Below are 13,848 nucleotides of genomic sequence, written 5' to 3' on the forward strand. Positions count from 1 at the left end.
AATAATATTTAAATTAAGCTATTACAAGTGTATCTACACTCATAATAGCTTATTAATAATTAATTTGTAGCTACTGCCTCTTTAGATACTAATTGCATACCTTCTTTAAAAGCTTTTATGTTTACCTCTACAAATCTTTCTTTTACATTATCTCTTATTATTTTTTCCCAATTTATATCTTCTAGACTCATAGATTTAACTAATGCACCTAATAATATTATATTCATAACTTTAGAGTTTCCAAGCTCTGCTGCCTTGTCTGCTGCATTTAGTAATGTTGCATCTAATCTTTCAAGTTCTGCTTCTATTTCTTTTTCCTTATATTCCGCTTTTCCAGTAAGTACTGGCATAGAATCCATTCTATAGTTATTTGCTATTATCTTTCCTTCTGGCTTTAAGTAGTTTAACCATCTTAGCGCTTCCATCTTTTCAAAAGATACTAATATATCAGCGCCACCTATTTCTATAACAGGAGAATGTACTGCTTTTCCGTATCTAACTTGAGAAGATACTGAACCACCCCTTTGACTCATACCATGTATCTCACTCATTTTTACATCATATCCTGATTCCATAAGTCCCATAGTTAATAATTTACTTGCAAGTATAGTCCCTTGACCCCCTACACCTACTAAAAGAATACTCTTAGTCATCTTACATTACCCCCTTGTTTACAGCATTATTAGATATAGCTTCTTTAGGACATACTTGTGAACAAATACCACATCCTACACATTGATTTTTATCTATATTTACTAATTTAGCTTCTTTATCAAATGACATTGCTGGACATCCAGTCTTCATACAAACCTTACATCCTATACAATTATCATGGTCAACTTCACACTTAGATGTAAATGGATTGTTGAATTCTTCTATATCTTGCTTAGAGAATTTTTTAAGTACACATGGCCATCTAGTTATTATTACAGAAGGCTCATCTAAGTCAAATGCCCAATCTAGTGTTTCTTTTACTTCTTTTAAGTTATTTGGATCTATATTTCTTATATGCTTAACTCCACAAGCTTTAACTAAGCTTTCAATATCCACTTCATTAGTTATATCTCCTTGTAATGTGTATCCTGTTCCTGGATTTTGTTGATGTCCTGTCATACCAGTTATTCTATTATCTAATATTACAGATATTGAGTTTCCGTTATTATATACAACATCTAATAATGAGTTAATTCCTGTATGGAAGAATGTTGAATCTCCAAGTACTCCTACAACTCTCATTTTATTATCTTCTTTCATGTTGAATACCTTTTGAGCTCCATGTCCTGTACTTAAACTTGCACCCATACAAACAACTGTATCCATTGCATTATATGGTGGGGCAAATCCAAGAGTATAACATCCTATATCTCCTGTTATCATTACATTTTTTCTTTTTCCTATTTCATAGAAGAATCCTCTATGTGGACATCCTGCACATAGTCCTGGAGGTCTTGGTACTACTAAATCTTTATTAAATTCTATAGTATCATTTGTTTTTCCAAATATAGATTCTCTTATAGTATCTGGTGTCATCTCTCCGTATACTGGTAATACATCTTTTCCTATACAATCTATTCCAGCAGCTTTCATTTGATCTTCTATAAATGGATCATTTTCTTCTATAACATAAATTTTATCTACTTTAGAAGCAAATTCTTTTATCTTTTCCATTGGCATTGGATTTGTAAATCCTAATTTCATGTATGATGCATCTTCACCAAATACTTCTTTTGCATATGTATGGCACATTCCTGAAGCTACTATACCTACTTTAGTATCATTTATTTCATAGTGGTTTAATTCTGTATTATTAGAGTAATCTGCAAGCTTCTTTAATCTATCTTCTACTGAGATTCTTAAAACTCTAGCATGTGCTGGAACTGTAAGATTCTTTTGAGGATTTTTTACGTAATCTTTTATTCCTACTTCAACTCGGTCAGCACAATCAACTATTCCTTTTGAATGGCATAATCTCGTTGTTACTCTGTATAAAACTGGAGTATCATACTTTTCACTTACTTCAAATGCTTGTTTTAACATATCCTTAGCTTCTTGGCTTGTTGCTGGCTCAAATAAAGCTATTTTAGCAAATTTAGCATAGTTTCTATTATCTTGTTCATTTTGTGAAGAGTGCATCCCTGGCTCATCAGCAGTTATTAATACCATCCCTCCATTTACTCCTGTATAAGCAAATGTGAATAATGGATCTGCCGCTACGTTTATACCAACATGTTTCATAGATGCCATAGTTCTAGCCCCCGCTATAGAACCACCTATTACTGCTTCTAGTGCAACTTTCTCATTGGTTGCCCACTCTGCTACTATATCTTCTTTATATGTAGCTACATTTTCTAATATTTCTGTACTTGGAGTACCTGGATATGCAGATGCATACTTTACACCAGCTTCATATGCTCCACGAGCAATAGCCTCGTTACCTGTCATTAATTGTTTCATTTTTTAATTCCCCCATAATAATATTAATTTCAAATCTCTTCCCTAGTAATTATTTAATAATTTACTATCTATTTATCACTAACTAGTTGCTGACTCTTAACATATTCAAGTGCATTTTTTATAATACTTGGAGCTATTCTACATTTATTTTCATTTACTGCACATATAGCAAATCTAAGACCCATTTTTAAAGGCACAAGATATACATTATCTTTTGTTAGTTCTTCACACACCGTCATTGGATCATCACATGGTATACTTACAAAGAATCCATCTATATATGGAAGTATATCTAGTCCTACCTTTTCAGCTTCTTCAACAAATACACTTGCTCTTCTATTTAACATTGCTTTATGCATTGTTTTTTCTTCATAATATTTATTAAACTTTTCTTGGTCCTTAACTATGTTCGCCAATAATTTCATAGCACCTCTATTACAGTTTGACCAGTTCGCTCTGCATGAGTGAACACATGCATAGTGGAATTCTTCTGCAACATTTTCACTAGGTGTTATACATATTGCTGCTCCCATTCTCATCCCATAAGCTGTAAATCCTTTTGACATACTAAATCCTACTATTACAAGTATGTTTTCTGGAAGGTTTGAGAATTTTTTAAAGAATTTTCTACTTGCATTGTCATCTTTTACAAAATCAATATATGCAATATCTACAAATAGTACTATTTTTTTATCTGGATTTTTAGCTACGTCTTTTGATAGACCTATGATTTTATCCCACTCGTCGTCTGATACACTGTATCCAGTAGGGTTATGTGCTGGTGTATTTAGGATTGTGAATATTCTTTCTTGCTTAGATGCTATATTTAAAAATTCTTCTTTAAATGAATTGAAATTGAAATTATTATTTTCATCAAATAACTGATATGTTCTTACTTTTCTACCTATTTCTTCTGTTATACTTACATATGGACTCCAGAACCAATCTGATGTTAATATTTCGTCGCCTTCTTCTGTATAGTTCCAAGTTGCTAATTTTATCGCTCCACTTCCACCTGGAGATGCTACTGCTCTTATATGTCCCTCTGGCATATATTCTTTGAAGCATACTTTTTTAACAGCTTCAAGATAATCTGGCTGTCCTTCTAAAGAAGCGTATGCTGATATGTCTTTATTGTCTAATGATTTATATTCATTAAACACGGTATCCATTGTTATTAGCGTTCCATAGTCATCCATAAGAGCACCTATAGTAGCATTTATTACATTATCTCTTCCTATAGCTTTTTCTGCTTTTTGGGCTCTCTCTGATAAGTTAAATATTATATCCTTTTTTCTCGGCCACATAGAATGTTTTGCTACCATACTTTGACTCATACTATCACCCCTATTCTAATTTTTACATCTATAATTCAAAGCAACTCATATGCCAAGACTACATATTTTTTTATATTTTTATTAAATTAAGCTAAATTATGTTTTTACGCACTAAAAAACAGGCCATATCAAACTTTGGCCTATTTTATTATATTTTTTTAACTTATTATTATTCTTTATTTTTAAATATTTAAATTATTTTATACTAAGCGTTAACTTTAATTTACATTTGTTAATTTTAGTTAACATTTTTATATAATTATACATTTTTATTATATTTTTTCCATAAAGCTGTTCTGCTTATTCCAAGAATACTAGCTACTTCGGTTTTCGAGAGGCCTTGGTTAAATAACATATCTATGATTTTATTTTCTACATATTTATTAATCTCTTTTATATCAATATTCATTTTACTATAATCAGCGTCATCTACTTTATCTTTAGCTTCTAATTCATTGCTTTGATTTTCTTCATCTAAGCATATATATTTTGTCTCTTGCGTATCAGTAAAAGATATTTTTATCTTACCTGTTATTACATACTTCTGTGCAACATTTCTTAATTCTCTAACGTTTCCTGGCCAATCATAACATTCTAACTTTAAGATTTGTTCTTTACTTAATTTAAAGTTTTCATCTATAGAATTTAAGTTATTTAAGATATTTTTATTTAATATTATTCTTACAAAATGTTCAAACAAAAATACTATGTCCTGCTTTCTTTTTCTTAAAGGAGGTATGTTTATTTCTAAGCTACTTAACCTGTAAAATAAATCTGCTCTAAAAGTTTTTTCTTTTATTTTAGGTATTAAATGTTCATTTGTTGCAGCAATAATTCTAATATCTAGTGGAATAATATGATCTGATCCTATTCTCATTATTTGCTTTTCCTCTATAACCCTTAAAAGCTTATTTTGTACATAGAGTGGTAAGCTATTTATTTCATCTAAAAATATAGTTCCACCATGTGCTAATTCAAATAATCCTAGTTTTCCACCTTTTCTCGCTCCTGTAAAAGCGCCTTCTTCATATCCAAACAATTCACTTTCCAATAAACTTTCTGAGATTGTGGCACAATTTATAGCTACAAAAGGCCTGTCCTTTCTATTGCTTATATTATGAATACTTTGAGCTAATATTTCTTTTCCTGATCCACTTTCTCCATATAATAAGGTTGTATAATCACTTTTCCCTATTTTTTTAGCTTCTTCTATGAACTCTTTACTTGCGGCATCTTTGTATATGTAATCAGCAAAAGTATGCCTCGCATATAAACCCTTTTCATTTAAGTCTATTCTGATTTTTCTTTCTAATTTTTGTAATTTAGTAATATCTTGAAGTATCGCTAATACCCCATAAATTTCTCCATCCACCTTCATAGGTACTGCCCTTGTGTTTACTACAAAGTTATCTATCTGCCTTATTTGCCTTTTATTATCTTCAGCAGTATATAAACATTCTAATATCCAGTCCATATTGGAAAATACCTCACCTATAGGCTTATTTGATACATCTTTTTTTTCAGCTTTTAATATTTTTTTTGCACTTTCATTACACAGTATAATATTTCCTTTTGTATCGGTAGCAACTATTCCATCTTTTACTCCGTCTAATATATTTCTTAATACTTCATTATTGAATTTTTCTTCTTCTAATGAATCAAGTAGCTTTTTAGAATATTCAATTGCTTCTTTTATTGAGTCATCACTCGCATTAATAAATACACTATCCATTTTATATTGTCTCGCAAAAGAACATGCTATGCCACTTCCTACAATAACTACATCATCTTTTTGATTTAAATATTTTGTGACTCTATTTCTTATTTCATATTTTGATTTGAACCATTCTTCAGTTATATCTATATTAATTATACTTTTCCAATCTGCATAGTCAAAATCAACTTCATCATATCCTAAAATAAGCACTATCTTTTTAGAATATGTACTTGCTATTTTTATTGATTTTAATAAATCTATAATCTTCATATTTAAAGGTATTATTGGTACATTTACAGTATCTAATATTAATTTATATCCTCCACCTCTACCAATAATAACTTGTGCACCTTTATCTACTAATATTTTCCCCTGCTCTTCTAATAAATCTACTTTTATAAGATCTATTATAATATTTCCATTTTTTACATCTTTTAAATAAAGCTTCTCTATTCTTTCTTTTAATTCATAATCAGATGCTATAACACCTATGACTTTTTCCAATTTATACTCTCTCCCCTTATTTTAGATATTTTTTTATATCTATGAACTAGAATATATTTTTATTTCCCTACATTTTACTTAATCTACTTTTATTTATCTGTATTATATCATATATGATTTTTTTATTAAATAAAGGCATTTTTATATTACTTCATATCTTGTCTTCATAAACTTATATCCACTTGAATATTATATTATAAGTTGATATGTGTTTTTTAGGGAGGTAATATAAAATGCAATATAGAAATGCTAAAATGTATATGCCAACAGATAAAGGTTCTTTATCTGTTCATGGAACAAGTTATCTAGAGGTAAATTCTGATAGGGCTAGATTGAATGTTAGAATATCTACTGAAAACAAGATTTTAGAAGAAGCTGAAGATTTAAATAAGAAAATCTATAATAACTTACTTGCTAGTTTATATGATTATGGTATAACTAAAGAGAATATTCATAGTGAAGATATATCTGTAATTAGAAATTATGATTATAACAACAATACATTAATTTCTTATAAAGTTACTCAATTAATCCGTATACTAATCGATGATTTTAATAAACTCGGTGAGGTATATTCATTAGTTATAGAAAATGGTGCTAATGATGATATTAATGTAGATTTTATTCTTTCAAATCCTAGTCACTACTACAATAAAGCTTTATTTAAAGCATCTCAAGATGCCTTAAATAAAGCTAATATACTTGCTAAAAGCTTTGGAGTTAAATATAATCCTATACCTTATAAAATAACTGAACTTAGCTCTCCATTATATGCTATTACATATTCTTCTAGTTCTGTGAATTACTATCAAAATATAGCTACTGGACTAGTTAAAATAACAGCAGAAATTGAAGCTATATTTTTAACTCATCCATTTTAAACAATTTTTTAATAATATATGAAAAAAGTCTACTGATATATTCAGCAGACTTTTTTCTATACTATGCAGTTTTCTATCTGTATTATATAATCCTGGCAGTTTTCACAAGCTATTATGCTAACCATATAACTGTCATCAACTTTACCTTGTCTTGATAATTTATTAAAAGATAATCCTTCATACTCTTTACTTATATCACTTATTACATATTCTCCATCTCTTGTAAATATATAAAAATGGTATTCTAAAAACCCGAAGAATTTTTGTTTTTCCGATACACCAGCTAAGCATTCTGGGCATGCTTCTTTATAATATTCAATATCAAAGTCAACATTCATAGCATCATTTAATACTTCTAATATATTCTCTATTTTTATTCCTCTTACTGGTTTTTCTTCGTCATTTATCATATCACTACAGTTATCTTCAGTTAATAAATACTCTTTGTTTTCATAGTTAAATTTGTATAAACTCATATTTCACCTCATTATTATTCTATTTCTGATTTAAATATTACTTTTTCTGATAATGCTTCATTATATTCTTTATCATTTATATATCCAAGTTCTTGCATCTTATATAATATAGTTTCTTGCCTTTCTTTAGCTTCTCTATATTCACTATATCTTGCTGGATTATTTGTTATCCCTGCAAGCATAGCACACTCTGCTAAACTCAAGTCACTTATATCTTTACCGAAGTAAGTTTTTGATCCCTTCGCAACACCATAGGAGGATTTCCCTAAATATATATTATTTAAATATACTTCTATTATATCTTGTTTACTCATATTTTTATTCATAGAAGTTGCATTAAAAATATCCTTTATTTTTCTTTTTATAGTTCTATCATCACTAGTTAGCAAGTTTTTAGAAATTTGCATTTCTATAGTACTTCCACCCTGAGTAGTATTAGTTAGTATATTATGAACTAATGATCTTACTAAAGATATCTCATCCACTCCATTATGTTTATAAAAACGCTCGTCTTCTATAGAAACAACCGCATCTACTAAATATTTAGGCATTTCATTTTTACTAACAACTTCACTACTTATATAATTAGATGTTAGTAATTCTTTTGTTACTTTTGGAGAATCTTTTAATACTGTAAATACCAGTGCTGAACCCATTGCTGACAGTATAACTAAAATTAGTAATATGATTACTAAAAACTGTTTTGCTATATTTAATAGCTTTTTATTTTTTTTTATCTTTCTTTTATTTCTTTTAGAATTTGATTTATTTATGTTTTGCTTTTTTTTATTACTCTGATTCGGTCTATTTATAGGTTGTCTTTCTCTTTTTGTATTGTTAGCTTGTTTATTATCTCCATCATTTCTAAAATCTTTTGAAGGCTTTGAGTTGACATTACTAGAATCCACTTTTCTTCGCCTTATTTTATTTTGATCGTCATTTTGATAGCTCATCTAACCCTCCTCATTTTATAGAATAATTATACATGGTTATACAAAATAAATCAAAGAACAAATTTGTAAGATTAAAATTATAATGTTTTGTATAATTTTATGTAATCTTAGTTAAAAAATTCTTTACTTTTGTTTGATTTTTAAAAATTTATTATTTTTTATTGATTTTGAGATAAAAAATAATTTTTGGGGTATTATATAATATGAATTATAATTAAAGGAGGTATAAAAAATGTCTTATATTATACATGATGCTTGCATAAGCTGTGGTGCTTGTGAACCTGAATGCCCAGTTAACTGTATTTCTGCTGGAGATGACAAATATGTGATAGATCCTGATATATGTATCGAATGTGGAGCATGTAACAGTGTTTGTCCTGTTGATGCACCTCAACCAGAATAGTACATAATAAAAAAAGAAAAGCATGTGCTTTTCTTTTTTATTTTGAGCAACGTTTTGAGCAACGTGTTGGCGAAATGCCCTTTATTTTATCTTTATACTTTTCATTACTTTTTCATTCGTTATATCCTCTATGTTAGACATTTCTAACTTTATAGATTCTTTTGTGTTATGTAGTGCTACTCCTATTTTAATGTTTTTACTATCTCCACTTTTTATATTACCTATAAACCCACTTATATTATCTTTAGATGTAGTCACAAAGTATTTAATCGGCTTACCTCCTTGGTATGGATAAATATCTATATTAGACAATTCTACATCATATAGACCGTTATTTGCTACATTCATAGTTATTATAGCCGATGCATTATAACTATCTCCTATATTAATTTTCTCTTCTACTATATTTACATCTACTACTCTAATTTTCAAATCATTATCACTCATGTTATTTATCCATACATCTTTACCATACCCTTCATTATTATCTATACCTACTGAGGTAGTACACATTAGTACTATAAACAACATTGTGCACATACCTATTAATTTAACCTTTTTCATAGATTCCTCCTAAGCATTTTTTCTTATGTTATGCATAGGTAATTTTTTCATTCACAATTTTAAGTCTTTATTTTTTATAATTTTTATTTAAATATATTTTAATAAAAATTTTTTCTATTTTAAAAATAGATTTTTATTGCTTTTCTTGTCGAATTTTGTTATTATTAATTTAAGGTTATTCCCCTAATAACCAATTATTTACTCCCCAAATAAAATATATTCCCTAATAAACCCCTTTTTATAATATATTTTACCCCTTTAGTGGCCTTACTTGATCGGTTAAAGTAAGGCTATTTTTTTCGTGATTTTTTATTATTTCTCTTACTTCTCTATAACCTCTTGCCTTACTTTCTATAAAAGGTATTATTTTATCATCATTTATAATATTCCACGCATCATTTTCTTTATATAATGCTATTTGTATACTTTTTTGATCTTGGTCTAATGTCCATGTGAAGTAATTTTTATCTCTTTTGCTATAATGCCAATCCAAGTTTTCATTTACATTTGATATATCATTCATCATTTCTAAAACATTATCATATCTATCTTGTGGATTTATCATTAAACATTTCTCTATTATACTTATTATTGATTTAGGTATATGAGGTAAATATTTTTTTCTAATTGGAAACCTTCCTTTTGCACAAGCCAACTTTAAGCTGTTTAAATCCTTATACTTTCTTGCTTGTTTGTTATACTCTTCATTTCCATTACACATTCTGTATAAAGTAGTTCCTATTTGATATATATCTATTTTTTTGCTAATAATAGAGTTTGTGCATTGTTCCGGTGCTATATGCTTATAATAGACATTTTTTAATCTCGCATTTCCTAAATAATTTAAATAAAGCGCAGACCCAAAGTCTGTTAATACCGCATCCATAGAATCATTTATTAATATATTATTTGGCTTTATATCACAGTGTACTATACCATTACTATGAATATATTGTATGGCCGATAGGAAATCTAGTGAATATTTTATTATTTGTCTTATTGTAAGATTTTTATTTTCTAATAAATGATATAAAGATCCATTTTTAAAATATGGCATTGTAATATACACATACTCATCATCATAAGACGCTGTGTTTATAGATATAATATTAGGATGCTTAGAATTATATACTTTTCTAGATTCTTCAAAGTACTTATCTACCTCTTTGAAATTCTTTTTATCAATTTGTTTTAAAATGAATCTAGAACCTAATTGTGTATCTTCTACAAGGTATAATGCAGAATTGACTCCTTCTGAATGTATTTTTTCTACTATTTTAAGATTAAATTTTGGACTTATTTGCATATTTTCACCCCACAATTTGAAAGTAATTCTTCAATTACACCTTCAATTTTAACAATATTAATTATATCTATGCCTATACTATCTTCTATATTTATATGTGACTTTTTTATACTATACTGATTTATAAGTGTCACTATAAATTTCCTTAAATAGTTTAATTTATTTCCTATATCAAAAGATTTAGGAATTATTATTTTATCTTTAATTATATCTGTTTTATTTTTATCTTGTAATTTAAATATGTTAAATTCTATTTTATCTATAAATATATCAATATCCATAAAAATCATAATATCAACCCCCCAAAAGGATTTTTTTTGTCTATTATATATTATGAAGTCATGTTTACTTTAACCACTAAATATAATTAATTTTTTGTTTTATATTGTTCATAATTATTCATATATAAACAAAAATAAGTGTAAAATTTACACTTATTTTAATTATCAGCTTTTATTTTCAAGAATAATTTTGCTGTAGCTAATGTATCACTGTCAGCTCTATGAGCATTTTTATTTTCTATATTATAATAATCACATGCTGTTTCTAGCTTTTTATTTTTACCTTTATATGTTTTGCTACTCTTTAACAATTCTAACGTACATATATGCTTGTCTATCGGCTCTAAATTTAACTCTTTAAGATAATAATTCAAAAACTTTAAATCAAATTTTGCATTATGAGCTATTATTGTTCTATCACCTATGTAATCTCTAAATCTAGGTAATACAGTTTCTATATCTGCTTCATTCTTAACCATTTCATTAGTTATGTTTGTTATATCTGTTATAAAATAAGGTATGATTGATTTTGGCTTTATAAGCCTAGAATAGTTTTTAATTATTTTATTATTAACTATTTCAGTAATGCCTATTTCTATTATTTCACATCCTTTATATGGATCAAGTCCTGTTGTTTCTAAGTCTACAACTACATATTCCTTCATATAAGTCCTCCTTAAGTTTTAATTGATTTATTATATTATAATTCAATTCGTTTAATCATTACAATCTTGTATATTTCTAATTTCCTATATTTTATAAATATATTATAATTAATTTATCCACAACTTTAAAATTAATATAATTTCCTATGTTCCATAAAATATTCTAAAATAACTAAGATTCCATACAAAAAGAAGTATCTCTTAATGATCAAAATCATTTTGAGATACTTCCTTTTGTATCTTTGTTTAGATATTGAAAGTATCAATAATTTATTTTTTATTTTATCTAATTATTTCCTAATTCCCTAAGCTTGTTTTCTACTTCACTAAGTTTGTTTTTAACTATAACCTCTTTATCTGTTACTTCATTTATTTTGTTTTTTACTTCATTTGCTTTGTTTTTTACTTCATTTACTTTGTTTTTTACTTCATTTACTTTGTCTTTTACTTCATTTATTTTATTTTTTACTTTATCTATTTTGTCTTTTACTTCAGTTATTTTATCTTTTACTTCAGTTATTTTATCTTTTACTTCATTTATTTTATCTTTTACTTCATTTGTTTTGCCTTCTATTTCATTTATTTTGTTTTCTACTTCATTTATTTTGTCTTCTGCTTCATTTATTTTGTCTGCAACTTCATTTAATTTATCTTCAGTTTCACTCATCTTATCTCCAGCACTATCTCTAACTTCACCTATTTTTTGGCTAGCATCATCTATTGTTTGATCTAAATTTTTTATTTCCGTACTAATTTTATCTACCGAATCTTTTAAAGAATCTACTTTTTCATCAGCCTTATTCATCTTAGAACTTGCATCATCTACTTTTTTAGAAAACTCATCTGACAAATCATCTGCTTTGCTTAATTTAGAATCTATCCCAAATTTACTTAGCTTATCTTTTATAATCTTTCCTGCATCTATATCTACACTTGGTTCAGATTCATTTTCTGTTGTACTTTTTACTTGTTGCATTTGTACAGCATCATTATTGGAACATCCAGTTAAAGATATTAAGGCTACTATTGCCATTGTCATATATATTTTTTTCATATTATCTCTCCTTTATCACTACATTTTATTTAGAATTCTAACCATATTATACTCTTTTTTTTATCCCTTGTATATTTATTTTTATTATATTTCCAAACTCAAAAATAAGTACCTGCTATATAAAACAGGTACTTATTTTTAATGCTTCCAATTCTTTATTTTATATATGAAACTGGATTTGTATGCTTTCCGTTTATTCTTATTTCAAAATGTAAATGTGGTCCAGTTGATCTTCCTGTTGATCCAATTTTAGCAATAACTTGTCCTTTTTGAACGCTTTGTCCTACTGATACTAACAACTCACTATTATGAGCATATAATGATACCTTTCCATCATCATGTTGTATCATAACAGTATTACCATACGTTCCTTGAACTCCTGAGTATATTATTGTTCCATTATCTACTGATACTGCTGGAGTTCCTGTTGGAGCTGGTATATCTATTCCTGTGTGCATCTTTTGAATGTTTAAAACTGGGTGTAATCTATATCCATACGGTGAACTTATTCTACTGTATCCTGGTACAGGCCAAGATCCACTAGATATTATTGCTCCATTTAAGCTATCACTCGAATTTGTTCCATTTTTTGCTGCTTGCTTCGCTGCACTTTCTACGGCTAATTTTTCTATTTCACTTTCTAAATTATCTTCCTCAGTTTCTAGTTCTCTTTTTAAGACTTCTAACTCACTTTTGTCAGCTTGTACTGTTTCATTATCCTGTTGTAATGCTACCTTAAGCTCTTCTTGTATCTGTTTTTTATCATTTAATTTTTTTTCTTTACCTTCAATTTCAACTTTATTATCATCTAATTCTTTTAATATTTCTTTATCTTGTTCTACAACTTGTTTAACTATATAAATATTATTAAAAAAATCTGATAAAGAAGTGCTACTAAATATAACTTTAGTATATCCCATAGAATAATTGTTATTAATAGCTTTTAATCTTTTACCCAAAGCTTCTTCATTGTCTTTAATACTATTTTGTAATTTTTCTATTTCTAGTTTAGTTGTAACTATTTCTGAATCTAATGTTTCTATTTCATTATTAGTTTCATTTATATTTTTTTCAATTTCTTCTATCTTATAATCTAAATTTTTAATTTTACCTTCTAACGTACTTTGCTCTTGTCTATTTTCATTTAGCTCTTTATTTAAATTATTTTGCTTATTATCTGCATATATAAAGTTTGTGCTAAACAATAATACACAAACAGTTATTACTGACATTGTCTTTTTCACTCAATCTTC

General features: G+C 27.4%; 14 protein-coding genes. 2 read left to right on the top strand and 12 right to left on the bottom strand.

Translation table 11 applies throughout. The features are described 5' to 3' along the window. Positions 1-59 precede the first annotated feature (59 nt). From AC11VW_RS08295 to AC11VW_RS08310, 4 genes are all read right to left on the bottom strand, one after another. Positions 60-653: an indolepyruvate oxidoreductase subunit beta gene (locus AC11VW_RS08295; RefSeq protein ID WP_484300943.1), complete on the bottom strand. Its 594-nt coding sequence runs from the start codon at positions 651-653 to the stop codon at positions 60-62. A 1-nt stretch (position 654) separates the two neighbouring features. Then, positions 655-2,454 carry an indolepyruvate ferredoxin oxidoreductase subunit alpha gene (gene iorA / locus AC11VW_RS08300; protein ID WP_484300944.1) on the bottom strand — a complete coding sequence of 600 codons (1,800 nt, stop codon included), beginning with the start codon at positions 2,452-2,454 and terminating at the stop codon, positions 655-657. 68 nt (positions 2,455-2,522) lie between these two features. Then, positions 2,523-3,791 carry a pyridoxal phosphate-dependent aminotransferase gene (locus AC11VW_RS08305; protein ID WP_484300945.1) on the bottom strand — a complete coding sequence of 423 codons (1,269 nt, stop codon included), beginning with the start codon at positions 3,789-3,791 and terminating at the stop codon, positions 2,523-2,525. Between the two features lie 259 nt (positions 3,792-4,050). Then, a complete protein-coding gene (locus AC11VW_RS08310) occupies positions 4,051-6,012 on the bottom strand; it encodes a sigma 54-interacting transcriptional regulator (protein ID WP_484300946.1) in 1,962 nt (653 codons plus the stop codon). 233 nt (positions 6,013-6,245) lie between these two features. Between AC11VW_RS08310 and AC11VW_RS08315 the strand changes: the two genes are divergently transcribed. Then, positions 6,246-6,893 (top strand): SIMPL domain-containing protein, encoded by a 648-nt coding sequence (locus tag AC11VW_RS08315; RefSeq protein WP_484300947.1) that lies wholly within the window; start codon positions 6,246-6,248, stop codon positions 6,891-6,893. 56 nt (positions 6,894-6,949) lie between these two features. Here AC11VW_RS08315 and AC11VW_RS08320 read toward each other — a convergent pair whose 3' ends face one another. Continuing rightward, positions 6,950-7,369: a DUF3785 family protein gene (locus AC11VW_RS08320; protein WP_484300948.1), complete on the bottom strand. Its 420-nt coding sequence runs from the start codon at positions 7,367-7,369 to the stop codon at positions 6,950-6,952. A 14-nt stretch (positions 7,370-7,383) separates the two neighbouring features. Further along, complete coding sequence (locus AC11VW_RS08325; protein ID WP_484300949.1) at positions 7,384-8,322, bottom strand: transglycosylase domain-containing protein; 939 nt, start codon at positions 8,320-8,322, stop codon at positions 7,384-7,386. Positions 8,323-8,554: 232 nt separating this feature from the next. Here AC11VW_RS08325 and AC11VW_RS08330 point away from each other — a divergent pair, with 232 nt between their 5' ends. Then, on the top strand, positions 8,555-8,725 hold the full coding sequence (locus AC11VW_RS08330) for a 4Fe-4S binding protein (protein ID WP_484300950.1): 171 nt from the start codon (positions 8,555-8,557) through the stop codon (positions 8,723-8,725). Between the two features lie 81 nt (positions 8,726-8,806). On the opposite strand, the gene AC11VW_RS08335 is transcribed toward AC11VW_RS08330, so the two are convergent. From AC11VW_RS08335 to AC11VW_RS08360, 6 genes are all read right to left on the bottom strand, one after another. Then, positions 8,807-9,289 (bottom strand): hypothetical protein, encoded by a 483-nt coding sequence (locus AC11VW_RS08335; RefSeq protein ID WP_484300951.1) that lies wholly within the window; start codon positions 9,287-9,289, stop codon positions 8,807-8,809. 250 nt (positions 9,290-9,539) lie between these two features. Further along, positions 9,540-10,595 carry a serine/threonine-protein kinase gene (locus AC11VW_RS08340; RefSeq protein ID WP_484300952.1) on the bottom strand — a complete coding sequence of 352 codons (1,056 nt, stop codon included), beginning with the start codon at positions 10,593-10,595 and terminating at the stop codon, positions 9,540-9,542. Beyond that, positions 10,586-10,885: a hypothetical protein gene (locus AC11VW_RS08345; protein ID WP_484300953.1), complete on the bottom strand. Its 300-nt coding sequence runs from the start codon at positions 10,883-10,885 to the stop codon at positions 10,586-10,588. The genes AC11VW_RS08340 and AC11VW_RS08345 overlap by 10 nt, the downstream gene beginning before the upstream one ends. A 149-nt stretch (positions 10,886-11,034) precedes the next feature. Beyond that, the gene (locus tag AC11VW_RS08350) at positions 11,035-11,541 is read right to left on the bottom strand and encodes a 3'-5' exonuclease (RefSeq protein ID WP_484300954.1); all 507 of its coding nucleotides are present in this window, start codon (positions 11,539-11,541) and stop codon (positions 11,035-11,037) included. Between the two features lie 286 nt (positions 11,542-11,827). Beyond that, on the bottom strand, positions 11,828-12,595 hold the full coding sequence (locus AC11VW_RS08355; protein WP_484300955.1) for a hypothetical protein: 768 nt from the start codon (positions 12,593-12,595) through the stop codon (positions 11,828-11,830). A 155-nt stretch (positions 12,596-12,750) separates the two neighbouring features. After that, the gene (locus AC11VW_RS08360; RefSeq protein ID WP_484300956.1) at positions 12,751-13,839 is read right to left on the bottom strand and encodes a murein hydrolase activator EnvC family protein; all 1,089 of its coding nucleotides are present in this window, start codon (positions 13,837-13,839) and stop codon (positions 12,751-12,753) included. Positions 13,840-13,848: the final 9 nt, after the last annotated feature.

The sequence above is a fragment of the Romboutsia sp. genome (genome assembly GCF_056995035.1).